Origin of the sequence: Sphingobacterium sp. HMA12, from assembly GCF_002933815.1 — a bacterium.
Taxonomy (GTDB): Bacteria; Bacteroidota; Bacteroidia; order Sphingobacteriales; family Sphingobacteriaceae; genus Sphingobacterium.
In genome coordinates this window covers 2,062,059-2,087,697 of the sequence record NZ_BEYR01000001.1, presented here as the reverse complement: position 1 = coordinate 2,087,697, position 25,639 = coordinate 2,062,059, and the positions used below count along the sequence as shown (strand labels likewise).

Here is a 25,639-nt window from a genome sequence, read left to right as displayed (position 1 = left end):
GCCGGTAGGGTTTTGTGCAAACCAGCTGGCCGTATATAAAACAAGAAGAGCATTCCAACCGGAATGCTCTTCTTGTTTTTGTATTAAGCGATATTAGCTTAAGAATAAGATCTCTCTCAATTTTGGAAGAGGCCATTTTTTATCGTCAACGATTTTTTCCAATTTGTTGACATGGTAACGGATCACGTCAAAATATGGTTTTACCAACTCGTCATAAGCGATTGACCGTTCACGTACATCTTCGATCTGGTTTGCTTTTTTACGTTCTTGGCGCATGGCTTCAGCTTGTTCCAGGATGGTGTTTACATGTGTTGAGATACGCTCCACGAAATTCAGCTGTGAACTAAATGCTGCTTGAGCTAATCCTAGGTCTTTAAGACCTTTCACATTTTCGATCAATTCGTTTTGATAGATAAAACATGCCGGCGCGATTTGGTTGTTGACCATTTCTTCAATCACACGGGCCTCGATTTGAAGTTTCTTGTAGAAGTTTTCCAACAAGATCTCATGGCGAGCTTCTGATTCACGTTTTGTATAGATTCCTAAGGACTCAAATAAAGCCAATGACTCTTCTTTTACATAAACGTCTAATGCCTTAGGTGTGGATTTGATGTTTGAAAGACCACGTGTAGCAGCTTCTTTTTCCCACTCTTCACTGTATCCATTTCCTTCAAAACGGATTGCTTTTGAATCTTTGATGTATTTACGGACAACATTTAAGATTGCAAGATCTTTTTTCGTGCCTTTTTTGATCTGTTTGTCTACCTCTGCTTTAAACTCAATTAATTGTGCCGCAACGATGGCATTTAATACCGTCATTGGCAGGGCAGAGTTTGCTGAAGAACCTACAGCGCGGAACTCAAACTTGTTACCCGTAAATGCGAAAGGTGAGGTACGGTTACGGTCCGTGTTATCCAGCTTCAATTCTGGAACTTTAGGGATACCGTGCCACAAGTTTGCTTCAGCTTTTACTTTCTTGGCTACACGAGCTGATTCTACTTCTTCCAATAATTCGTCTAATTGAGAACCTAAGAAGATCGAGATAATTGCTGGTGGCGCTTCGTTAGCACCTAAACGGTGGTCGTTGCTTGCACTTGCAATAGATGCACGCATTAAATCTGCATTCTCAAATACCGCTTTGATGGTATTGACAAAGAATGTCAGGAACATCAGGTTATTTTTAGGTGTTTTGCCTGGAGATAATAGATTAACACCAGTATTGGTAATCAAAGACCAGTTGTTGTGTTTTCCAGAACCATTGACACCGGAATATGGTTTTTCATGTAACAATACTTTGAAGTTATGTCTCAAAGCAACTTGTTCCATCACGTTCATCAACAATTGATTGTGGTCAATTGCCAAGTTGATCTCTTCGTACATTGGCGCACACTCAAACTGCGATGGTGCCACCTCATTGTGACGCGTTTTTAATGGAATACCTAATTTTAAGGCCTCATTTTCTAAGTCAACCATATACGCTAATACACGCTCTGGAATCGCTCCGAAGTAATGGTCTTCCAATTGTTGTCCTTTTGCAGACATGTGGCCGAATAGCGTACGTCCAGTCAATTGAAGGTCTGGGCGTGCATTGTATAAAGAAAGGTCAACTAAAAAATACTCTTGCTCAATACCAAGAGAGGCGTTTACTTTCGTGATTGATTTGTCAAAATATTGTGCAACTTCAGTTGCCGCTTTATCAACAGCATTGATTGCTTTTAATAAAGGTGCCTTATAATCTAATGATTCACCAGTATAGGAAACAAATACAGTAGGGATACAAAGTGTTTTACCCGCACCAGTTTCATAGATAAATGCTGGTGAAGAAGGATCCCATGCCGTATATCCTCTTGCTTCGAATGTGTTACGGATACCACCGTTAGGGAAAGATGAAGCATCAGGCTCTTGTTGAACCAAAGCATCTGCAGTGAATTTTTCGATTGCTTCGCCATTTTCATCAGGTTCGAAAAATGCATCGTGTTTTTCAGCTGTCGAACCAGTCAAAGGTTGAAACCAGTGCGTGTAGTGGGAAACGCCATGATTAAGGGCCCAAGTTTTCATCGCTTGCGAAATGTGCTCAGCTAGATCTCTAGAAATAATCTGTCCCTCTTCAATGGATGCAACTAACTCCTTGTATGAGTTTTTAGGAAGGTAGTCTTTCATTTTGTTTACGGAAAAAACGTTCTTTCCGTAGATGTCAGTTGCTTTTTTAGTTTCAACTTTTTCAAATTGTGCAATCTGGCGTGAGCCCGCTGCCTCTACTGCTTTGAATCTTAGGTTCGACATTTGTATTTTATAATTAAATTACAGTTTTGTTGATTTTGTTTTTCAAAAATATTGTGTTTTTACGGAAAACTGAAATTTTTTTTGATTTTTTTTACAAAATATGTATTAGCGGCTGGTTTTTGATCAAAAAAAATAGGTCGATTCAAACAAATCGACCTATTTTATGTGTTTTTAGTTGTAATCTAGTCCCCAGTCTATTCCTTTTAAGGTGGCAGGTACTCCTTTCTTTAGCCAATTTGGCGCAGGAGCTCCTTTCAAGTAGTGATCGAAGAACTGCTGTTCGCGAATCTGTATGTCTTTTCTATTTTGTCGTTGAATTAAATTATGTTCATCGCCATTATAGTTCAACATCCACACCGGTTTGTTTAGTCGACGCAATGCGGTAAACATTTCGATGCCTTGATACCAGGGCACGGCTCCATCGTTGTCGTTGGCCATAATGACAACCGGTGTGGTTACCTTGTCTAAATGAAACAACGGCGAATTTTCCAGGTACAATTCTGGCGCTTCCCATAGGGTTTTTCCGATACGGCTCTGTGTATGCTCATATTGGAATTGGCGTGACATACCCGATTGCCAGCGTATTCCCCCATAGGCGGAAGTCATATTGACAACGGGAGCTCCGGTCCATGCTGCAGCATACATATTGGTACGCGTAATCAGATGTGCGACCTGATAGCCGCCCCAGCTTTGTCCCTGGATGCCCATTTTGGTGCTATCTACCCAAGAGTTCTGCGCTAAATAACGCATGCCCGAATTGATATATTCCTCAGCTGATTTTCCGGGATGTCCAGTTTCGTAGTTGATATTTGGCGCAAATACCAAATACTCGTTACTCACAAAGTAAGGGATATTTAGCCGCGAAGGAGTAGGAGCTGGTGGTTGGTAGGTATATAGACCATCTGAAAGTTTCTCATAGAAATAAGCAATGATCGGATATTTCTTTGCTGGATCAAAATTCTCTGGTTTGTAAAGAATACCTTCAGCCTGATGACCTGCCGGTGTGGTCCAATGCACGAGTTCGGCAGTACCCCAATTGTAATTTTCCTGTTGCCTATTGATATCGGATAGCTGCAATTCGTCTTTAAATTTAATACTATTGATATAGATATTCGGTGAACTGACATAATCTTCCTTGCTGTAAAGAATTGTTTGTTGATCGGCAGAAGCGTTTATATTTTTAAAAGTCTTTGGCTCAACAAAAAGGCTTTTAGGGTCGTTGTGCTGACCTTTAAACTGATAAAAACCAGATTCCTTTGTTTTGTTATCGAATGATGTCAGGAATCCACCTTTTTTATAATCCAATGTCAATGGCTGATCGCGGTCTTCTTCACGTCGCAGGGGCAGATAGCGGAATGTTGTCCGGGAAGCTGCACCATAACCGTTGGTGAGGATGGATTTACTGGATCCATCCAGTGTAAAATACCAGATGTCATAGCGTGAGTTGACATAGATACCTTTATAATCAGGACTCCAAGCAGCCATGCCATAGCCTTGTGCCGGTGTAGGCATATCGTTCTCTTCATCTGCAAAAGATGCTGGAATGCCTTCATTTAATATTGTCTTTCTCTTTGAACTGATCTGATACGAATTCCAGGTTCCTTTTTCTTCGTCAAAATAAATGACATATTTTGCATCAGGACTTAAGATTGCATTCCCCGAAAAGTTAGAAAGAATAAGCTCACGTTGACCATTTCGTGTGGAAACCAGGTAGATATCTTCTTTTGTGCCACCTTTCCACTGACTTTCGATCCGCTTGCCAAAATCTGTACGTGCCAAAACATAGTCTGCATTTCCATCTGGCGTAAGCGTTGTTGCGTTGAAGGTTTCATCCGTTAGCGAAATAACAGTACGATTGTTTTTGGGATAGGTGACCGCTAAAAAATTTTTGGAAAGGTCTTTTTTCAGGTTAACTAATTGCATAGGTTGTAAGTAGTCATCCTGCCAGCCCCATACATCGACTTTAGCATGTTCAAAATCGACCAATGTGGTGTCTTTGACACGCGGTACCGGGGCAATTCCAAAGAAAAGTTTTTCGCCATTTTTGCTGAAGCGGATATTCCCATCGCCGCTGACGGCCCAATTTTTAGGAACGCCCGTGCTATTTTTCGTTGCCAGGTACTGTGCTGTATCTATACCGTTGGTATAATAATAAAGATTATAGTTTTTAACCAGTGTCTTTTCCTTGGAGAGATCTCCCAAATAAGCCAATTGATTACCTGTCTCATCAAAACTGAAGTTTTTGTATTCACCTTTGCCCGTTGATATTTTCTTGAGATTTTTAGTAGCTATGTCATATAGATAAACACCAGACTCTTTAGATAAGCTGTCTTTCGCATCCGTTTTCTTTGAAAAGACAAGTTTCGTTCCGTTTTTGTTCCATTCATATTGATCTACTAGAGAAAATTGGACTGAATCTCCGGAATTGAGATCATATAAAGCTAATGTCGCGACTGCTTTCTTCTTTTTATCAGTATTTTTTTTGTTTTGAGTAGAATCTTCCGGATTTTTGGATGAGTCTGATTTTTCGTTCGCTTGTTTGTCAAAAAGGAAGGAAACAAAATTGTTATTTTGTTCCGCAATCTTAAAGGACTTGACCGATCCAAATTTGACAAGGGAGGAGCTAGTTAAACTATAGATTGCCAGGGAATCTTTGGGAAAATCCTCCGGTTTTTTCTTTTTGATTTTAGCCTCGCGTGTTGCTGTAAATGGTGCTTTGATTAGACTGATCAAATGATTTTCTGTATCGGTCAGCTTTCCATTGTAGCCTCTTGGAATCTGGATCAACGCTTTGTTTTCTTTCGTTTTCAAGTAGAGTTGACTATCGCCTTCTTGCGGAGCAACCTGAAAGAGAACAAATTTGCCAGATTTACTAATATAGGGAGATGATATACTTTGCCAGCTATCATATACCGTATGATCCAACGGTTTCTTTTGCGCGTGCACTGTCAAAGTGGCAAGAAAACAGAATGGGATACAGATATTTTTCTTATTCATGTTTAAATTCTTTTGTCGCAATTTATCTATAAAAAATAAAAAATCGTCGATTTTTTGGTATATTCATTGTTACGTAAACATAAAAAACTGGTTATGAAATCATCATCTATTATTGTTTCTGTCATCGTGGGCGTCGTTGTGCTGCTGACCGCATGGATATTGGGCAATGCTTATCGGTATAAATTTAAATCAACCCAGACGATTACAGTAAATGGCAATGCAAAGAAGGACTTTGAATCGGATTTGGTAAAATGGAACGCCACATTCAGTAGAAAGAATTTCGAATTAAGTGCCGCTTCAGCTCAATTGGCTACAGACCGTGACCTTGTACGTGATTTTTTAGTTCAACAAGGTGTTAAAGTAGATGAAATTCGTTTTGAAGCCGTAAATATCGCCAAAGACTTTGAATACCATACCGACGGGAAAGGCAATGGTTATAATACATTTTCTGGTTATACGTTGTCGCAAACCGTAAGTGTAGAATCCAAAGACCTGGATAAGGTGGACAATGCTTCCAGGGAAATATCAACATTGATTTCAAAAGGAATAGAGCTGAGCTCAAGCACACCGAATTATTATTACTCAAAGCTGGAAGATCTAAAGCTGGAACTTATTTCCCAAGCTTCAAAAAATGCTCACCAACGAGCGGATAATATCGCCAAAGAATCGAATGCGGGATTAGGTAGTCTGGTAAAGGCTGATCTGGGAATTTTTCAGATAACGGGTCAAAACGATAATGAAGAATACTCTTCCGGCGGTGCTTTTAACACAACTTCACGGAAGAAAACAGCGAATATAACGGTTAAGGCAAGCTTTTTGAGCAATTAATGAAAAATTAGTTGGCTGTATTTCAGTGAACTATTGATTTCGATAGGAAATTTATTGAAAAAGTTTTCTCTTTTTCAATAAAAAACCTACTTTTGCATCATCCCAAACGGATATGCCCGGATGGCGGAATTGGTAGACGCGCTGGTCTCAAACACCAGTGGGAAACCGTGCCGGTTCGACTCCGGCTCCGGGTACAAAAGCCCTCTTTACGCAGGTAGAGAGGGCTTTTTTTATTATAGTTTTCACAATACCCTTAAGCTACCTTTGTATTGGGCACAGCATGTTAAACACCCACTTCAAGTTTGTATCCTTAACCATTTATCACAACAATATTAATCTTGGGGGTAATTCCAAGTTGACTCCTCTTCCGTTATGCCAAGGAGTCTTTTTTCAGTAAGAAGCCCACTGTAACCGAAATCGCAAATAAACCAATGATATTAGGGATTTTAGAAGATGATAAACGCATTATCTGGTTTGGTTCATTTGATGGTGTATCTATTTACGATGGAAAAAAATAATACACTTTAAAGGTGAATAGATGCCTTTTTTCTGCTTATTCTTTGGCATTTCTTTGCCGTTTCTAGGCTATTTCTTTAGGCTTTCCTTGGTATTGGTTCGCTAATCCTTTGCTTGTTTGTCGCTTATTCTTTGGTATAATAGCAAAGAATAAGCAAAAGAAAGGCAAACAAATAGCGGATTAAGTGGTATGTTGCGCCAAACGAAGGGGTAAGAATATCCAAATAGATGCGAACAAAGTTGATCAAAAGAGATATACTGCTTTTTTTGTATAAACCTTTTTTATTATGAGAATTCTTGTTTAAATTGGAAATACCAAATATAAACTTGGATGAAAGCAGCATTTTTATCTTTCGCATTACTCTGTTCCGTTTTTGCATGGGGGCAGGATCGTTTTGTTCTGAAAGAAAAAAAGAAGGCTAAATTTCCCTTTTTGTTTGTCCATAACCTCATTATTATTCCCGTACAGGTCAACGGCTATGCCATGAACTTCTTGTTGGATACCGGCGTCAAAGAGACGATGATCTTTGGAGAGACACTCAAATCAATAGATAGCACTGTTTTTGTCAATAAATTCCAGGGACTGGGAAAGGATGAGGGGCTAGATGGCTATCTGTCCGTAAATAATAACGTGAATATTGCCGGTGTGTATGAAGATACGGATCAACCTATCTATATCCTTAAAAATGCACATATTGATATTTCTACACGGATTGGCGTTGAAATAAATGGTATCATGGGAAGCCGTTTTTTTAGTGATCACGTTGTTGAGATGGATTTTCTGAAACATCGGGCTACCATTTATCAGAAGGGAGAATATCCCAAGGGGCTGGCTAAAATGCAGCGGATTCCGCTGGATATTTTAAACAGTAGACCCTATATTTCGGTCGCTTTTAATCAGGATTCCATAGACATCGAAGGCCGCGTATTGATTGATATGGGCAATAGTGATGCGTTGATGCTGATCCCTTCCAAATTAAATAATTTTGCAATTAAACCTCCTTTTATTGACGATTATATCGGGCAAGGATTTAATGGTGAAATTTATGGAAAAAGAAATCGGATCAAATCATTGGAACTGGGCCCTTTTAAGATGAATTATCCCTTAGTGGCTTATCCAGAATTGAGCTCAACACAGCATGCGACTTTTGTCAATGAACGAATCGGCTCTGTTGGAAACGAACTCCTACGTCGATTTAAAGTGATTTTCGACTATCCCAATAATGTGGTTTATCTTGTTAAAAATAGGAACTTTGATAAATTCTATTATTTAAACATGAGTGGACTGGAAATTATCCATGACGGCATTAAATACGAGAAAGAGGAGGTACCTGTCTACCTTAAAAAAGATGGTGGCACCGAGATTCGCATGGACAATCGGGTACAATACCGATTTGTGCTGAAAAATATGTATAAAATCGCTACCGTTCGAGCAGATTCACCCGCAGCAATTGTAGGTTTAAAATCAGATGATAAAGTACTGAAAATCAATGGTCGTTCGGCGTCTTCCTATACCTTGGAAGCGATCCATACACTTTTCAAATCAGAGGAAGGCAAAGAGATCCGCTTTAAGATAGAAAGAGCTGGACAAGAACTCGATTATACCTTCTTTCTAAAAGATCCACTGCCTTTTAATTCAAAATAAAGTTTCTTCAAAATTTGGAAAATTGATTTTAACTTACTTACCTTTGCCACTGATATTAATTTTTAAACAATTTAAAAGACGAAGAACTATGTTGGTCGCTAAGATAAAAACAAAAGACGCTTTTACGGCAAATGGATTTGCTGGAAGCATTCTTCGTGCTTTTCTTCACTTATAACGTACTCGTTACGACATGAAAAAAAGCCCGAAGATCATTCGGGTTTTTTATTTCCTTCTATTTTCTATTTAGCCGGGCTATGCTGGGTCTGTTTTTTATCGGTCGATTTTTTGTGTCGGCCCATATAGGTTAACCGACCTGTTTTTGCATGACATTTTGTTCATGCGATAAAAGGTGATGACTCCGCTGTCGGCAAACTGTTTATTTAAGAAAAGAAAACCCGGATATTTTAAAATGCTTATCCCTGAGCTGGATAAGCTAGCATATAAATTATTTTAAAAAATATGGGAAGTAAATTATCGGGGAAAGACCTTATTAAAATCGGTTTTCCACAGCATAATATAATACAAGTAGCCTTAGGGCTAATAACACGCTACCGAAAAGGAGAAAAGAAGGAAAATATCCTTATGGAAGTAAAAACGGTGCTCGAGGCACCTGAAAAATTTAGGACGGATGCAATTTGGGCTAAGCTTGCCGAAGGTTTGATTCAGCCGGTTGAAGCCCGTATGCGGCAGCTAAATAAGCAGATGGCTCCCTTTACCATTTTTGGTGAAAATGAAATTGATGAACAGGCCAAAAAACAGTTGTATGATGCGTTGAAGTTACCCATAGCATACCGGGGAGCATTGATGCCAGACGCGCATATGGGCTATGGCCTGCCGATCGGTGGGGTGCTGGCAACAGATAATGCCGTGATACCTTACGGGGTGGGTGTGGATATCGGCTGCCGGATGAGCCTGTCTATCTTTGATCTACCGGCAAGTTATTTCAAAGGAAGAGAATTCCAGCTGCGAAATATACTGAAAGATAATACTAAATTCGGTATGTACGATACGCATCGCGAGAAACAGGATCATGCGATTTTTAGCCGGTGCGAATTTAAAGATATCCCGCTGCTGAAATCATTGTTGGATAAAGCGTACAAACAACTCGGGACCTCAGGTGGGGGGAATCACTTCGTTGAATTTGGCGTGGTTGAGCTGCATGCTGTCCGCCCGGATTGGGGAGTGGCCCCGGGCACTTATCTGGCGATCCTGTCACATAGTGGATCGCGGGGATTGGGCGCAAATATTGCCAAACAGTATACCGATCTGGCGGCAAAGCAGTGTCCTTTACCGCGTCCTGTGCAACATCTGGCGTGGCTGGACCTGGATAGTCAAGAAGGTCAGGAGTACTGGTTAGCGATGAATTTAGCGGGTGATTATGCACGGGCCTGTCATGAGGACATCCACAGGCGTTTGGCAAAGGCTTTGGGGGAACGGCCCGTTTTGACCATCGACAACCACCATAACTTTGCCTGGAAGGAAACTGTGGATGGAAAAGAATGTATTGTTCACCGCAAAGGGGCGACACCCGCCGGACAGGGGGTGCTGGGGATTATCCCGGGCTCCATGACCGCACCCGGATTTATTGTCGAAGGGCGGGGCAATTCATTGAGCTTGCAATCGGCATCGTATGGAGCCGGACGCATGATGTCACGGGCAGCCTGTAAAAGTAGCTTCACCAAAAGCGCCATGCTCAAGGAGCTGGAGAAACATGACGTGGAACTCATCGGGGGCGCATTGGATGAAGCTCCACATGCTTACAAGGATATTCACCGCGTGATGAGCCTACAGCAGGAGTTGGTCAATGTACTTGGAACATTTCGTCCCAAGATTGTTCGGATGGATAAATAAGGGGACATGGAAAAGTATATTTTATTGACTTCGGGACGAGGGCCCAGGGAATGTAATCTTGCCGTAAAATTAGTGTTCGAAAGGATGCAGTCAGAAGCGATGCAATATGGCCTAAAGATGGAGACCGTGGAAGTCGAAGAGATCGATGGACTTCCCTGTTCATTTGTGCTAAAAGCGACAGGAGAGGTAAGTACCGTATTTATTGATCGCTGGATAGGAACGATTTGTTGGATCTGTCCAAGTCCCTTTCGGCCTGGCCACAGACGTAAAAATTGGTTTGTGGAGGTCAAGAACTGGTCTCCGGTACAAGCTGTCGCGAAAATGAACTTGAGGGATGTGCAATTTCAGGCGATGCGCAGCAGTGGCGCAGGTGGACAGCACGTAAACAAGGTGAGTTCAGCAGTTCGCGCGACTCACATCCCGACAGGACTGATGGTACAGGTGATGGATACCCGTTCCCAATTGAAAAATAAAAGAATTGCTGTGTTGCGTTTGGAAGAACGATTGCTGGAGCTGGAACGGTTGCAGAAAAATGCAGGGAAAAATCAGTCCTGGAAAAATCAGATTGATGTCCGGCGAGGAGATTCGAAACGTATTTTCTCCGGGCCGAAATTTAAAGAACAATGACCGGATTATGATGCCGTTGGGGCGTTAAATGTGATTTTTTTTGCCACCTATAAACTGTTTATATCATGCCCTGTGCTATGTAATGAAGAGAACAGCATCGTTTAAACAGCGATGCTGATCCTATGAGTCCGGTGTTTCGCCGGACTCATATTGTTATGGCGGTAACTATCGACCTGTTTTTAAGGGGAGAGATGCGTGCACGATTAAGAATGCTTGGGGACGAAACCGTATTTTCTTCTGCTAAAGACTTGAAATGTAGAAAATAATTTGTTGAAATGTTGTGATAATTAGTATCTTTAGGATGAACGATCGGATTATTTGTTGTTCAAACTAAATAAACTTAAATACTGCTCATCCTGTCCCTAATAGGGTGTATCCTGTCGGACTAATGAGCTGTGGAATTTCAAATTGCAATGATATGATAGATTCTCCAGGCTTCCTTTTTAGGGAAGCAATCAAGCATGAAAAACCCTTACAAGTTGTCGGAACCATCAATGCGAATCACGCACTTTTGGCTGAGCAAGCAGGTTTTAAAGCCATCTACCTCTCTGGGGGCGGTGTCGCTGCGGGTTCGCTAGGTGTGCCAGACTTGGGTATCACGACACTTCAGGATGTATTAATTGATGTGGACCGCATTACTAATGTATGCAAGCTTCCTTTGATGGTGGATATTGACACGGGCTTTGGTCCTTCAGCTTTTAATGTTGCAAGGACAATAAAGAGCCTGATTAAAGCTGGGGCCGCAGCGGTACATATGGAAGATCAAGTGGGGGCCAAACGTTGTGGCCATCGCCCAGGAAAGGAGCTGGTTTCAAAAGATGAAATGGTAGATCGGTTGAAAGCCGCTGTCGATGCCCGGACAGATCCACACTTTGTCATTGGCGCGCGTACCGATGCTCTGGCTTCTGAAGGCTTGGAAATAGCCCTGGAAAGAGCTGTAGCCTACAAAGAAGCAGGGGCGGATTTTATCTTCGCAGAAGCCGTGCATAACCTGGATCAATATATGCAGTTCAGTCGCGCAACAGGATTACCTATACTCGCTAACATTACCGAATTCGGACAGACCCCATTGTTTAACCTTGACGAGCTTCGTCATGCAGATGTGTCTATCGTGCTTTATCCTTTATCCGCATTCCGCGCAGCAAACAAAGCGGCGACTGATGTGTATAGCCATATTCGGAAGGACGGTGGCCAGGCGGCTGTGGTAGACCGTATGCAGACACGTGATGAATTGTATCGCAGTATCGACTACTATGCTTACGAGAATCGCCTGGATCAATTGTTCAATACGAAATAATTGCAATCACTAACCGCATGCATGAGCATATTTTGTTATTAAAATACACGCACACTTATACATAAATAATTTATGGCGATGAAAGAGACATCAAACGATACGGGTTTTAAACCCAAAAAAAGCGTCGCACTTTCGGGTGTTCCAGCTGGAAATACAGCGCTGAGCACAGTTGGGAAAAGTGGTAATGACCTCCATTATCGGGGCTATGATATCCTGGATTTGGCCCATCAGGCCAGCTTTGAAGAAGTCGCTTACCTGTTGATTTATGGAAATCTTCCCACACAGGCGCAGTTAACGACTTATCAAAGCCAGTTACTTAGCCAGCGCGGCCTGCCGATTACAGTACAACAGGTATTGAAACAGTTGCCTTCTACAGCTCATGCCATGGACGTGCTGCGCACCTATGTTTCCTTCTTTGGAAGTGTGAATCCGGAAAAAGAAAATCACGCCTTAGCAGGAGCCAGGGACATTGCCAACCGTTTGATGGCATCCATGGCCTCGGCCTTACTCTACTGGTATCATTTTAGTCAAAATGGACGTGAAATTCAGGTTGAAACAGACGATGCGACCCTTGGAGGACACTTTTTGCATCTGCTACACGGTAAAGCACCATCCGATTCCTGGGTGCGGGCCATGCAGATCTCGCTTAACTTATATGCCGAACATGAATTTAATGCGTCTACTTTTACCGCACGGGTAATTGCGGGTACGGGATCCGATATGTACTCCTGCATTGCTGGCGCAATCGGGGCTTTACGAGGGCCAAAACATGGCGGCGCAAATGAAGTTGCTTTTGAGATCCAGAGCCGCTATGCGAATGCGGATGAAGCCGAAGCCGATATCCGGAAAAGACTGGAAAATAAAGAAGTTATTATTGGTTTTGGACATCCTGTCTATACCATTTCAGATCCAAGAAATCAGGTCATCAAGCGGGTCGCCAAGGAATTATCCGAGGAGGCCGGTGATATGACATTGTACCTGATTGCCGAACGGCTGGAGAAAGTGATGTGGGAAGAAAAACGGATGTTCCCTAATTTGGACTGGTACTCGGCCGTTTCCTATCACCTGATGGGAATACCGACAGAGATGTTTACCCCTTTATTTGTGCTTTCACGTATAACAGGCTGGTCCGCACATGTCTTTGAACAGCGGCAAGACGGCAAAATCATCCGCCCAAGTGCAAATTATATCGGCCCCGATGATCGGCCTTTCGTGCCAATCTCAGAACGATAAACCAGTATGGATAATAGCGCGTGAATACAAGTGGAAGAAACCGCTTAGAACCCTGATGAAGGACGTCCTGATGTTTCTCGTTTTGATGGGTCGGGCAGTTTCTGAAATCAATAAATTGAAAAGAAAGATAGCTTTTATAAGAAAAAAATAATGAGTTCAACAATATCAAATGAGCGACCACAGCCCGATCAGGTCTTGGTGGCGATAGTGGATTATGTACTAAATTACAAGATAGAAAGTAAAACGGCATGGAATACAGCTTTTTATTGTTTCCTGGATACCATAGGTTGTGGGTTAGAAGCGCTTACCTATCCCGCTTGCACTAAATTACTGGGGCCGGTTGTCCCCGGGACAATTGTTCCTAACGGTGCGAAAGTACCGGGAACGAATTATCAGTTGGATCCCATACAGGCCGCCTTCAATATTGGTACCTTAGTTCGCTGGCTGGATTTTAACGACACATGGCTAGCTGCGGAATGGGGGCATCCATCGGATAATCTTGGTGGTATTCTGGCGACCGCAGACTGGTTGAGCCGTACACAGATCGCCAAAGGAGGGAAATCCCTAAAGACGAAACAGGTACTCGAAGCCATGATTATGGCGCATGAAATTCAGGGTGTCCTAGCGCTTGAAAACTCATTTAATAAAGTGGGATTGGATCACGTTATTTTAGTGAAAGTTGCTTCGACAGCCGTTGTCGGTAAGCTTTTGGGGCTCAGTAGGGAAGAGCTGCTCAATGCCGTATCACTGGCTTTTGTCGATGGGCAGGCCCTGCGTACCTATCGTCATGCGCCAAATACAGGGAGCCGTAAATCATGGGCTGCCGGAGACGCGACTTCGCGTGCCGTACGCCTTGCTCTAATTGCCAAAACTGGTGAAATGGGGTATCCCTCTGTGTTAACAGCACCTGTATGGGGCTTCTATGATGTTTCGTTTAAAGGGAATCCATTTAAATTCCAGCGCGATTATGGATCCTATGTGATGGAAAATATTCTGTTCAAAATCTCTTTTCCGGCTGAATTTCATGCGCAGACTGCTGCCGAAGCGGCGATGCAGCTTCACCAGCAGCTCAAGGAGTTTGGGAAAAATAGCGATGATATCGAGCGTGTTACCATTCGTACGCATGAGGCCGCAATTCGGATCATCGACAAGAAAGGACCTTTGCATAATCCGGCCGATCGTGACCACTGCATTCAGTACATGGTGGCGGTACCTCTAATTTTTGGACGATTGACGGCGGAGGATTATGAAAACCACATTGCGCAGGATCCACGCATTGACAGCCTGCGGGATAAGATTTTCTGTGTCGAAGATCCTCAGTTTACAGTAGATTACCATGATCCACAGAAAAGGGCGATCTCCAATGCGCTTACGGTCGTCTTGAAAGATGGGACAGTATTACCGGAGCTGATCGTGGAATATCCTATTGGACATCCACGACGTCGGGAGGAAGGAATTCCTAAACTGATTGAAAAGTATAAAACGAATCTTGCCCGTGTATTCGCCGAAAAACAACAAAAACAATTGCTCGAAGTGACCTTGGATTACGATACCTTCATTGATCTGGATGTGTCTGAAGTGATGGATCTTCTGGGCCAATAAGGACAAGAAACCATTGACCGGTTGTCAGTGAGTTACTACCGGTCAATGCCTTTTTAGCGCTTGTTGTTTAATGTAATAGCTTCAGCATTTGATATATATTGCTTGATTCCACCTTTTTTAATAAATCCTGTTCGTTTAATTCAACGGCTGTTTTCCTGTCCAGTTTGAATCAAAACCCGTATAAAAGGTAAAATTTCTATCGGCAAGTTCTTTTAATGATTGGGGGATTTCCCATTGTTCTCCAAATGGCAGAAACGACTGGCACTCCCGCACAAAGGTGGGGAGGGTGGTTAGGTCGATATGTCCGAATACACCACCGGTATGTGCGGCATATCCTACGCCGAGGATTGAACCGATATCGCCATCTATGGTTTCTTCCAATATGCCTTCTTCCAGACAGCGGTAGCTATCCAAAGCCATGACATGGAGCAGTCTCTTACGTATTATATCGGCTGACCAAGATCCTTCGGAAGTCGGTAGAGCAGGATTCCGCCAGATTGTTTTCGTTCTGGAAACAGGGTCGTAGTCATAGAATCCATGACCCGATTTTCTGCCATTTCTGCCATTCGAAATCATGTTGTTCAGGTGGGCATAGGCACGTCGCTGACTGTTATGGAGTGCCGGGAATTGATCATATACATGCAACATCAATTCCAGTGAAATTTCGTCCAGCACAGCTAATGGGCCAACAGCAAATCCTGCCTGTATGGATTCTTCTTCGATCTGAATCGCTGGAATACCTTCCAGCAACATGGTAATTGCCTCCAGTAAATAATGGAAGAAAATGCGCGAGGTAAAGAATCCGGGTCCATCATGTACGACAATGGGAATTTTGCCCAGGCGCAACGTGACTGCAATTGCTTTTTGCAATGTAATTTGATCGGTTTGTGTGCCGCATATAATTTCAACCAGGGGCATACGGTCTACAGGAGAGAAAAAATGCATGCCGATGAAACGCTCCGGCCGATCCGTTGCAGCGGCCAATGCCGTAATGGGTAACGAAGTAGTATTGGAAGCGAAAAAGCCATTTTCGGCGAGATAGGGCAGACTTTGTCGGGTAACCACAGCTTTTAGTTCCAGATCTTCAAATACAGCTTCAATAATTAAATCAGCACCGACAAGATCAGCAACTTGCGTACTAGGTTGAATATTAGCCAAAAGGTCCTGTTGTTGTATACTGCTCATCTGTCCTTGGGCAAACAGTTTGTCGCAAAGTTTGGTCGAATAGGCTTTTCCCTGCTCGGCCTGTGCGGTGGTCACATCTTTTAAAACCACTTCAATGCCTGCTTTGGCAGCTTCATAGGCAATACCGGATCCCATCATACCTGCCCCCAGAATTCCTATTTTTTTGACCTTATAATCTCCAAGTGATTTTATCCGGTCGGGATGCTGTGCCTTTAAAATTCCTTCATGCAGCGTCCTGACCATATGGAGCGTTTCCGGTGCACTTAAGACCTGATGATAGCGTGTTGCTTCAGCGGTTACAGATTCAGTTAATGATAAAGAGGGATTGGTTTTCAGCAATTCCACAACAGCATTGCTGCCCGGTAATAATCCTCTTGTTTTCTTCAAAATAGTGGAGCATGCCGCTTCAAATTCTGCTGATGACAAAGCGGAATAGGCAGCAGAAACAGATTGCTTTGAATTTGCAAGGATCCAGTTTTTCGCTTGCAATAGGCACAGATCAAAATCAGCTGCCACTTCATTCAATAAGCCCAGTTCAAGTGCCGTTTGGCCCGGTATAAGTCTGGCTTGGGTCAACAGGTTCAGTGCCTGGACAGAGCCTACAAGCTGTGGTAGACAAATCGTTGCTCCAAAGGCTGTGAATAACCCAAATTTACTTTCGGGAAAACCCATTTTGATTTCCGAACCTGCGATGCGGTAGTCTGACCACAACATCGTTGCTAAACAAATGCCTGTGCATTCATTATCAAAAATAGATACAATTGGTTTGTCCTGGCTTTTCCATTGTAGTGCCTGTAGGGTGGTTTTTAATAGGATCTCAGGATCAAATTGACCACTGGACACTTGATTGAATAGGGGAAGATAATCGGTCTGTTTGCTGTTTAACGGACAGGTATAGATCAGTCCGCGGACCTCTTTTTCACGAAGAACAGCTGTTACTAGGGCAACGAACTGTTGCAAACGATCGAGAATGCATTGTTCGTCGGCTACGGCATCGGCGAGTGGTTTTATGGTGACAATATGTTGATTGTCCTGCTGTATGTCAAAATAGGACTGTGTATTATAATTCATTATATTGAATTTGTTTTTTTGTGTTGAAAATGTTTATGTTAGCCTAGTTTTGTTCGGCTGATAGTTTACCTTATCAATCGTCATCTTAGCGATGATTTCCAACATAATCTCTGATGTGCCGCCAATGATCGTGCCTACTCTCACATCCCGATATAGGCGTGCGATTTTATAATCTTCGGTAAATCCGTATCCTCCAAACAACTGCAGGCAATTGCTAACCACCTGAACGGCGAGTTCACTGGCCTGAAGTTTAGCTATGGAACAGTCTTGGACTGCATATTCACCTTGGTTCTGAAGATCACAACATTGATAAACAAAGGCTTTTGTGGTTGCGATATCGGCAGCCATTTGTGCAATGCGGTGTCGGATGGTCTGAAAATCATGGAGCTTGTTGCCGAATGCCTCCCGTTGACCGATATATTCTAGGGTATATTGTAATGCAGAATCTGCTGTTGCAAGGCTATGGATGGCGGCGGTTAAGCGTTCTAATTGTAAGCCCGCCATTAAGTAGCTGAAGCCTTCATTTTCAACGCCAATAAGGTTAGAAACCGGAACCTGGACCTGATCGAAACCCAATTCGGCTGTATCTGAAGCATGCCAGCCTAATTTATTGATTTTATTTGCCGAAACACCGACAGCATTTCTTTCTACCAGCAGCAGACTGATGCCTTTTGTTCCTTTTTCTGGAGCTGTTTTAACCGCTGTAATAAAAAAATCTCCATAATAGCCGTTGGTGATAAAGGTTTTGGAACCATTCACAATATAATGGTCACCCGATTTAACGGCTGTTGTCTTGATCTGTTTGACGTCAGATCCTGCGCCCGGCTCGGTGATCGCAACAGCGCTGACCATATCACCGGCAAGCACCGGCTTGAGGTAGCGTTCCTTCAGTTTTTCAGATGCATATTTTAATAGATAGGGAGCCGACATATACTGGATGACTAAAGCCGATATTGTAAACCCTCCTGAAAAACAATAGGATAGTTCTTCACATAGGATCAGCGAATAATAAAAATCTAAGTCCAGACCACCGTACTCTTCAGGGTAATTGAGTCCCATAAAACCCATGTCGCCCATTTTCTTCCAAATATTTCGATCTATTTCGCCCTGTTGTTCCCATTGATCTATATAGGGGGTAATTTCCTTGTGGATAAATGCCCGAATGGTCTCGCGAAAAATCTGATGTTCAGCTGTGAGCTTGCTTGCCTGCATAATTGTTTATTTTACTTTTGGTTATTGGTTTCAGTTACCCGTTAGTCGACTGAAAACGATTCATTTTTTGCTTTATCTTGGCATTATAATACCTTTCCCAAAGCGTGGAATGTCTAGTCGAATTTAACGAAAAGCAGTGGCTTTTCTGCAAATATTTATTGTTTATTTTTTGCAAAATAGATTAGGTAGGGAACTTTTCGCCTGATTTTTTTTCTATTTATTCTGTTTGTGCCGGAAAAATAAAGAAATAGGATTCGCTTGTTTACTTTATATTTTTTATCTTTAAGAAAGGAATGATGTCCGTTTTTGACGAGGGGATTCTAAGGTATTTCGGACTGGATGGGCATCATATTCAAAAGAAAAACAATTATAAACAGAATAACATGTCAAAGAGTGTATTTATTGTTGCGGCTAAGCGTACACCAATCGGAAGTTTCGGCGGTGGTTTGTCATCTATTTCCGCGACAGCCCTGGGTGCTCATGCTGTCCGGGCGGTCTTGGATCAGGCCGGTCTTGCAGGGGATCAGGTCGATGAGATTCTGATCGGCAATGTGCTACATGCGGACTTGGGACAGGCTCCGGCCCGTCAAGTTGCCCGTCTCGCAGGTTTACCTGACCGAGTACCAGCAACGACAGTCAATAAAGTATGTGCAAGTGGCATGAAGGCCATTGCTTTTGCCGCACAGGCAATACTATTGGGCGATGCCGATGTGGTGGTTGCAGGCGGTATGGAAAGCATGAGCAGAGTACCTTATTACGCAAGTGCCATGCGCTGGGGAGCTAAGTTCGGAAGCCAAAGTTTTGTTGACGGTTTGCAGCGGGACGGTTTAAGTGATGCTTATTCGAATGAGGCAATGGGAAGTTTTGCTGAGCTATGCGCCGAGAAGTATGCGATCGGGCGGGAGGAACAGGATCAGTATGCCATAGGTTCTTACAAACGAAGCCTTGAGGCATGGCAAAAAAATAAATTTGTGAAAGAAGTAAGCCCGATTACCATTCAAGGACGTAAAGGCGAACAGACGATCTCCAGAGATGAAGAATTTTCTCAGGTCAATTTTGATAAGATTCCCGAATTAAAGCCTGCTTTTAAGAAAGATGGCACTGTGACGGCAGCGAATGCATCTACTTTGAGTGATGGTGCCGCTGCGGTATTATTAATGAGTGCGGAGAAAGTAAAGGAATTGGGAATACAACCCCTGGCTGAAATCGTTGCCTATGCCGATGCCGAACAGGCACCGGAATGGTTTACGACCAGCCCGAGCCTGGTAACGGATAAGGTGCTGAAGAAAGCTGGATTGACCAAGGAAGATATTGATTACTTTGAATTTAACGAGGCTTTTTCTGTGGTTGCACTTTCGAATGCAAAAATATTGGATGTTCCTTTAAATAAGGTGAATATCTATGGTGGGGCAGTTTCGCTCGGTCACCCATTGGGTTGCTCCGGCGCAAGGATAGTCGTGACATTGACCAGTATATTATCGCAAGAGGGGGGAACAATGGGACTCGCTGCCATTTGCAACGGCGGAGGAGGGGCTTCTGGAATGATTATTAAAAGATTGTAGTTCCTCGTCCAGATCAGGAATATTTTATATCAGGTAATTCCTGGTCTGGACGAGGTCTATGGTTTGGTTGATGACAAAGCGCCAGAAGATCAACAAGGGTTATTCTTCATATAGACGACTCGCCTCAACACCGTGAAGTGCAAGTTCGGACTCTATTTCCGTTGGGTTGAGTCGGATGCCCTCAATGGTGAGGAGGTTGTAAATGGAATCCAGATCGATCTTCCATTCATGGATACCATTAAATTTTTCTACAGCTTGTTTGATCTTATCCACAAGACTGGGATGTTGTGCATTAGTTTCGAAAATGAGCTTTTCCATCGTGTTTCATATTAGGCCCGATTAGAATAAATCAGGCAGGTTTAACCAAAATAGCGTAGACAATCATTTGATCGGCTAATTACAATACTCTCAATATAAGGAGAATAATCTGAAATTAATAGTTTAAAGTGACTAAATTGTAATGAAACTGTTAATTTTTGTAATCAATACCTGTAAATTTTATACTTAAATAAATACTTTTTTTGGTATTGAATTTTGTGATTCATTGCTTCCCGATAAAATGAACCTGACCTTTGGTTGTCTAAAGGAATCGTTTCGTTGCTAGTGAAATTTTCGTTAAGTTTGAAAGGAATCATGACGACTGAACTTTCCAATATAATGATCGTATTGCTCCTTGTAGCTGTCATTGTCCTGTTGATTTTTTATATATTATTGATACGGAAATACAACAAGCTGCGGGTGGAGGAGCTGCGACATAGAGAGCTTTTCAAACGTATGGATAATGAGCAGATGGATCACGTTCATCGCAATCGTTTAAATCCGCATTTACTGAAAAACTCACTCAATGGTATTCTTTCCCACGCCTATCAAACCTATTATACCATGGATAAATTGGCGATGGTACTGGACTATGTATTATATGAAAGTGAAGCTGAACTTGTTTCTCCAAAAGCGGAGATAGAGTTTGCACGGAATTTAATTGAAGTCAATAAGGTCAAGTTAAGCCCCTTATTTGATATGCGTGTTAAATTTGATATTGATGAATTGAACGAGTCCCTATTAGAGTGCCCTGTGCTGGTCCCACTGATGACTGTAGATCTCATTGAAAATGCGTTTAAACATGCTGATTTTCACCATCCCGACTCCTTTATTTCGATTGTATTGACTTTCCGCAATGGTTTGTTGGAATTGACAGTCAGCAATAAGATATCGAAACGATCGCCGTTGTACAAAAGCAAAGGTGGAATAGGTAGCAAGACGCTGGAAGAACGCTTGATGCTTTACTATCCGGATAGGCACGAGTTAAAACGTTTTGTAGAAAATGATGTCTATAACGCTTACCTTCAGATCAGATTGTATGAGAATTGAAAAAGAATTGAAATGCATCTTACTGGATGATGAACTCCCAAGCTTGCGATTTTTGAAGATGCTCTGTGAACAAATTTCCGGACTGGAGGTTGTCAAGGCCTTTAATGATCCGGTCGTGTTACTCAACGAATACAAAAGTTTAGATTTTGATTTTTGCATCCTGGATATTGAGATGCCACAGTTTAACGGCTTTGATATTGCTAAAGAACTAGAAGACTATCCCATTGTTTTTTCGACAGCCTATAAACAGTATGCCAGCGATGCTTTCGATATCAATGCCGTAGATTATCTGCGTAAGCCAATATCTTTATCGCGCCTCCAGCAAGCGATTCTAAAAGTAGAGCAGGTAATAAATAATCGGCAAACAGACTTTTCCCCCTTTGCTCAGTTTAATACCAATAAGGGCAAAGCAATACTCTATTTCAATCAGATAGACTATATTCAAATTGCGGAAGTGGACAGCCGCGATAAAACAGTATTCCTCTCAGATGGATCCTCCATATTATTAAAAAATATCAGCTTCGACAAGTTACTGTCCGTCTTACCGGAGCAGGATTTTATCCGTATCAGCAAAAAGGAAATTATTGCTCTTAAAATTGTTAAATTCTTTTCGGCAGATATCATCACCAGTAACTTGATGGACGAGCAAGAATCAGCTATTCTTTTTAGCTTGGGCGAATCCTATAAAAAATCATTCCTTGAGAAATTTGCTTGATTACAAAATTCATGGAGTTCATTACAAATTTTTGGCTTCCTAACCCGCAGTAACATTTAAAACAGGTATAGAATTTTATTTTTGTTAGGGTTGTCTGCTCGAATTGATAAATAGTTGACTTTTGGGCAGACGTTTATCTGCTATTGACACTTGATTTATTTAAAGCGAAAAAGATGAAGAAATACAGGAATACGATTTTTTATGTGACTTTAATAGGCACATTGCTTGTAGTGATGTACTGGGTTATACATTTGGGTACTCAGCTGCAGGGTCAGGAGCTGTTTACTGGTGAAAAAACAAGCCAAGGGGCCTGGGCGGATTTTAAAACGACCTTTCTGCACAGCCTTCGGCATCCATTAGCGATACTGCTGGCACAGATTGTGACGATTATTATCGCCGCCCGTGTGATGGGATGGATATGTATCAAGATCAAACAACCTGTCGTGATCGGTGAAATGCTGGCAGGTATTATTCTAGGTCCTTCCTTAATGGGGCTTTATTTTCCTGAATTCGCACATACCCTATTTCCGGTTGAATCGCTCAGTAACCTACAGTTTTTGAGCCAGATCGGATTAATTCTATTTATGTTCATTATCGGTATGGAGCTGGATTTGAATGTCCTGCGAAATAAAGCGCACGATGCGGTAGTGATCTCCCATGCCAGCATTGTTATCCCCTTTACGCTGGGAATTTCCCTGGCTTATTTTTTATACCTGTACCATCCACCTGCGAATGTGGAGTTTTTGTCCTATAGTTTGTTTATCGGTATATCGATGAGCATCACGGCATTTCCTGTCCTGGCCAGGATCGTACAGGAACGGGGACTTCAAAAAAGTAAACTAGGCGCGATGGTCATTACCTGTGCCGCTGCGGATGATATTACAGCCTGGTGTATATTGGCGGTTGTCATTGCGATTGTGAAGGCTGGGGATTTTGCCAGTGCCTTGTATACAATAGCCCTTGCGGTTGCTTATGTCTTATTGATGATAAAAATTGTGCGCCCTTTCCTGATGCGCGTGGGAGAGGTGAAGGGTACGCGTGAAGGTTTGAGTAAACCTGTTGTCGCCATTTTTTTTATTGTGCTTTTATTTTCGGCCTACGCAACCGAAGTCATTGGTATACATGCTTTATTCGGTGCTTTTATGGCTGGTGCAATCATGCCCGAAAGCAGCCGTTTTCGAACAGCTTTTATTGAAAAAATCGAGGATGTGTCCACGCTATTGTTGCTGCCGCTATTTTTCGTATACACGGGACTCCGTACACAGATCGGTTTATTGAACGACCCGCAGCTCTGGATGATCACCATCGTGATTATTTTAGTGGCGGTAGTCGGAAAATTTGCCGGAAGCGCCTTGGCTGCCCGCTTTGTGGGGCAAAACTGGAAAGATAGTTTGAGTATTGGTGCGCTAATGAATACCCGGGGACTAATGGAACTGATTGTATTGAATATCGGTTATGACCTTGGTGTATTAAGTGCCGAATTATTCTCCATGATGGTCGTCATGGCCTTGCTCACCACTTTTATGACTGGCCCTTCACTTGATCTGATCAATTATCTTTACCGGCCCAAGAAAAATTCATTACAGCAGGAAATTCAGAATAAGTCGAAATTTAAGATCCTCCTGTCATTTGCCAAGAGCAATACGGGAATTTCACTGCTTCATCTTGCAGATGCACTTACTTTAAAGTCCAAGAATACGGCTGAAATTACTGCATTGCATATCGAACCTTCCAATGAGCTCCATCATTACGAGGTGGAAACACAGGAGCAGGATAGTTTCAGGGAGATAAAGCAGGCCGCAGCGGATTTGGAGCAGCCAATTCAGACTATTTTCAAAATTTCAAGTGATATTGATAGTGAAATCGTGCAGACCTCAAATGAACAGCGTCAGGATCTGCTGTTGTTGGGTGTGAGCGAATCCATATACGAAGGTAGCCTGTTGGGAAGATTTCTGGATTTTACTTCACGTATTATCAATCCGGAGAAATTATTCCATACCGTGACAAATGCGGAATCTCCCTTCGCTACATTTGACCGAAATCAGCAGATCAATGCAAAAGTCAATGCGATGGTTGGCATTTTGATCGACAAAAACTTTGTCCGGGCCCGTCGTGTTATTGTTCCTATCCTGTTGCAAAATGATGAATTCCTCTGTACGATTATCCAACGGCTAATTCATCATTCGGATGCGCAGGTAATGGTGTGGGATTTTGACCAGATCTTGCGGAAGCAAGAGAGTTTCCGGGAAAAGCTAAGGCAGCTCGAACAGCTTGTTCCCAATCATTTGACGATATTGGAAGAGAAGGAACTTGATGCCGAGCTGTGGGCACAGCAGGATCTGATGCTTATCAGCTTACCGTGTTGGCATAAAATTGTCAATAAGAAGATGGACTGGCTACACCATACGCCATCCACCTTACTGCTTGCCGACCGAAAAAAATAGGGATTTACACAAAGCGCGCCGAAACAAGATCGTTCCGGCGCGCTTTGTATAAGAATAAAGATGGAAGTTATTTTCCTACCTTACTCACTTTAATCTTTAAGCCGATCAATTTTTCAATATCGCTTAAATAAGGTCTTTCTTCCACATCACAGAAAGAAATGGCATTTCCTTCCAGCCCCGCTCTACCTGTCCGCCCAATGCGGTGTACATAGGTTTCGGGTACATTGGGTAGGTCATAATTGATGACCATAGGCAATTGCTCAATATCTATTCCGCGTGCAGCAATATCAGTGGCGATCAGAATTTTCAGTCGGTCCTCTTTAAATTCACCCAATGCCTTTTGTCGGGCATTTTGTGATTTATTGCCGTGAATTGCAGCAGCACGCAGTCCATTCTTAGCCAACAGTTTGACGATCTTATCAGCGCCATGTTTTGTACGTGAAAATACAATTGTACGTTCTTGCTTAAATTGTTTAAGCAAACTGGTCAACAATTTTATTTTCTCCTTTTTCTCAATAAAGTAGACCGACTGATTTACCTTTTCAGCAGTAGAACTTACCGGAGTTACGTCCACTTCGACAGGCTTGTGCAAGATGCCATGTGCAAATTTACGAATATTGGGCGGCATTGTTGCTGAGAAAAACAGTGTCTGCCTTTTTTCGGGAACCTTCGCCAGGATTTTTTTAATGTCATGGATAAAGCCCATGTCAAGCATATTGTCAGCCTCATCGAGGATCAATACTTCAATTTTATCGAGGAAAACCAGTTTCTGATTCATCAGGTCTAAAAGACGACCCGGTGTGGCTACTAAAACATCCACTCCTTTTTTTATTTCTTTGACCTGTCTGTCCTGATTGACACCGCCAAAAATAGTGCAGTAATTTAGTTTTAGATGTTTGCGATATAAATTGATATTCTCTCCGATCTGTATGGCTAATTCACGGGTTGGTGTGAGGATCAGGGCACGGATGGGCATTACTTTACCATGCACGTGTACATTTTTCTCGGATAGACGCTGCAATAAAGGCAGGGCAAATGCTGCGGTCTTACCAGTGCCTGTCTGTGCACATCCAATAAGATCCTGACCGCTTAATATAACGGGGATCGCTTTTTGTTGTATTGCAGTGGGGGTTGTATATCCTGTTTCCGCGATTGCCTTGAGAAGAGGAGGTATTAAATTGAGTTGTTTGAATTCCATTAAAT

Annotated in this window: 17 protein-coding genes and 1 tRNA gene; 12 read left to right on the top strand and 6 right to left on the bottom strand. The window is 42.4% G+C overall.

Features of this window, described 5'->3' with window-relative positions; translation table 11 throughout:
* Positions 1-93: 93 nt before the first annotated feature.
* Entirely contained in the window at positions 94-2,283 is a 2,190-nt protein-coding gene (locus HMAT_RS08920) for a glutamine synthetase III (protein WP_104382374.1), read from the bottom strand.
* Positions 2,284-2,454: 171 nt separating this feature from the next.
* Positions 2,455-5,280 (bottom strand): prolyl oligopeptidase family serine peptidase, encoded by a 2,826-nt coding sequence (locus HMAT_RS08915; RefSeq protein WP_104382373.1) that lies wholly within the window; start codon positions 5,278-5,280, stop codon positions 2,455-2,457.
* A gap of 93 nt (positions 5,281-5,373) precedes the next feature.
* Here HMAT_RS08915 and HMAT_RS08910 point away from each other — a divergent pair, with 93 nt between their 5' ends.
* The 8 genes from HMAT_RS08910 to HMAT_RS08865 all read left to right on the top strand — a co-directional run bounded on the left by HMAT_RS08910 (position 5,374) and on the right by HMAT_RS08865 (position 14,879).
* On the top strand, positions 5,374-6,108 hold the full coding sequence (locus HMAT_RS08910) for an SIMPL domain-containing protein (protein ID WP_104382372.1): 735 nt from the start codon (positions 5,374-5,376) through the stop codon (positions 6,106-6,108).
* Between the two features lie 114 nt (positions 6,109-6,222).
* Positions 6,223-6,302, top strand: a tRNA-Leu gene (locus tag HMAT_RS08905).
* 653 nt (positions 6,303-6,955) lie between these two features.
* Positions 6,956-8,269, top strand: coding sequence for a PDZ domain-containing protein (locus HMAT_RS08895; RefSeq protein ID WP_104382371.1), 1,314 nt, complete (start codon positions 6,956-6,958; stop codon positions 8,267-8,269).
* Positions 8,270-8,728: 459 nt separating this feature from the next.
* Positions 8,729-10,120: an RtcB family protein gene (locus tag HMAT_RS08890; RefSeq protein WP_104382370.1), complete on the top strand. Its 1,392-nt coding sequence runs from the start codon at positions 8,729-8,731 to the stop codon at positions 10,118-10,120.
* Positions 10,121-10,126: 6 nt separating this feature from the next.
* Positions 10,127-10,747, top strand: a complete 621-nt coding sequence (gene prfH / locus HMAT_RS08885) for a peptide chain release factor H (RefSeq protein WP_104382369.1) — start codon at positions 10,127-10,129, stop codon at positions 10,745-10,747.
* A gap of 418 nt (positions 10,748-11,165) precedes the next feature.
* On the top strand, positions 11,166-12,044 hold the full coding sequence (gene prpB / locus HMAT_RS08880) for a methylisocitrate lyase (protein ID WP_104382368.1): 879 nt from the start codon (positions 11,166-11,168) through the stop codon (positions 12,042-12,044).
* A 78-nt stretch (positions 12,045-12,122) separates the two neighbouring features.
* Positions 12,123-13,277, top strand: a complete 1,155-nt coding sequence (prpC, locus tag HMAT_RS08875) for a 2-methylcitrate synthase (RefSeq protein WP_104382367.1) — start codon at positions 12,123-12,125, stop codon at positions 13,275-13,277.
* A 150-nt stretch (positions 13,278-13,427) separates the two neighbouring features.
* Positions 13,428-14,879 (top strand): bifunctional 2-methylcitrate dehydratase/aconitate hydratase, encoded by a 1,452-nt coding sequence (locus HMAT_RS08865; RefSeq protein WP_104382365.1) that lies wholly within the window; start codon positions 13,428-13,430, stop codon positions 14,877-14,879.
* 135 nt (positions 14,880-15,014) lie between these two features.
* On the opposite strand, the gene HMAT_RS08860 is transcribed toward HMAT_RS08865, so the two are convergent.
* Positions 15,015-17,135 carry a 3-hydroxyacyl-CoA dehydrogenase NAD-binding domain-containing protein gene (locus HMAT_RS08860; protein WP_104382364.1) on the bottom strand — a complete coding sequence of 707 codons (2,121 nt, stop codon included), beginning with the start codon at positions 17,133-17,135 and terminating at the stop codon, positions 15,015-15,017.
* Positions 17,136-17,168: 33 nt separating this feature from the next.
* Positions 17,169-18,347: an acyl-CoA dehydrogenase family protein gene (locus HMAT_RS08855; RefSeq protein WP_104382363.1), complete on the bottom strand. Its 1,179-nt coding sequence runs from the start codon at positions 18,345-18,347 to the stop codon at positions 17,169-17,171.
* A gap of 383 nt (positions 18,348-18,730) precedes the next feature.
* Here HMAT_RS08855 and HMAT_RS08850 point away from each other — a divergent pair, with 383 nt between their 5' ends.
* Positions 18,731-19,909: a thiolase family protein gene (locus tag HMAT_RS08850; protein WP_104383357.1), complete on the top strand. Its 1,179-nt coding sequence runs from the start codon at positions 18,731-18,733 to the stop codon at positions 19,907-19,909.
* Between the two features lie 99 nt (positions 19,910-20,008).
* Here HMAT_RS08850 and HMAT_RS08845 read toward each other — a convergent pair whose 3' ends face one another.
* The gene (locus HMAT_RS08845; RefSeq protein WP_104382362.1) at positions 20,009-20,227 is read right to left on the bottom strand and encodes a hypothetical protein; all 219 of its coding nucleotides are present in this window, start codon (positions 20,225-20,227) and stop codon (positions 20,009-20,011) included.
* Positions 20,228-20,542: 315 nt separating this feature from the next.
* Here HMAT_RS08845 and HMAT_RS08840 point away from each other — a divergent pair, with 315 nt between their 5' ends.
* From HMAT_RS08840 to HMAT_RS08830, 3 genes are all read left to right on the top strand, one after another.
* Entirely contained in the window at positions 20,543-21,277 is a 735-nt protein-coding gene (locus HMAT_RS08840; RefSeq protein WP_199768576.1) for a histidine kinase, read from the top strand.
* Positions 21,267-21,992 (top strand): LytTR family DNA-binding domain-containing protein, encoded by a 726-nt coding sequence (locus tag HMAT_RS08835; RefSeq protein ID WP_199768575.1) that lies wholly within the window; start codon positions 21,267-21,269, stop codon positions 21,990-21,992. Before HMAT_RS08840 ends, HMAT_RS08835 begins: the two co-directional genes overlap by 11 nt.
* Before the next feature lie 173 nt (positions 21,993-22,165).
* Positions 22,166-24,436 (top strand): cation:proton antiporter, encoded by a 2,271-nt coding sequence (locus HMAT_RS08830; RefSeq protein ID WP_104382361.1) that lies wholly within the window; start codon positions 22,166-22,168, stop codon positions 24,434-24,436.
* A 67-nt stretch (positions 24,437-24,503) separates the two neighbouring features.
* Here HMAT_RS08830 and HMAT_RS08825 read toward each other — a convergent pair whose 3' ends face one another.
* Positions 24,504-25,634, bottom strand: a complete 1,131-nt coding sequence (locus tag HMAT_RS08825) for a DEAD/DEAH box helicase (RefSeq protein WP_104382360.1) — start codon at positions 25,632-25,634, stop codon at positions 24,504-24,506.
* Between the last annotated feature and the right edge of the window lie 5 nt (positions 25,635-25,639).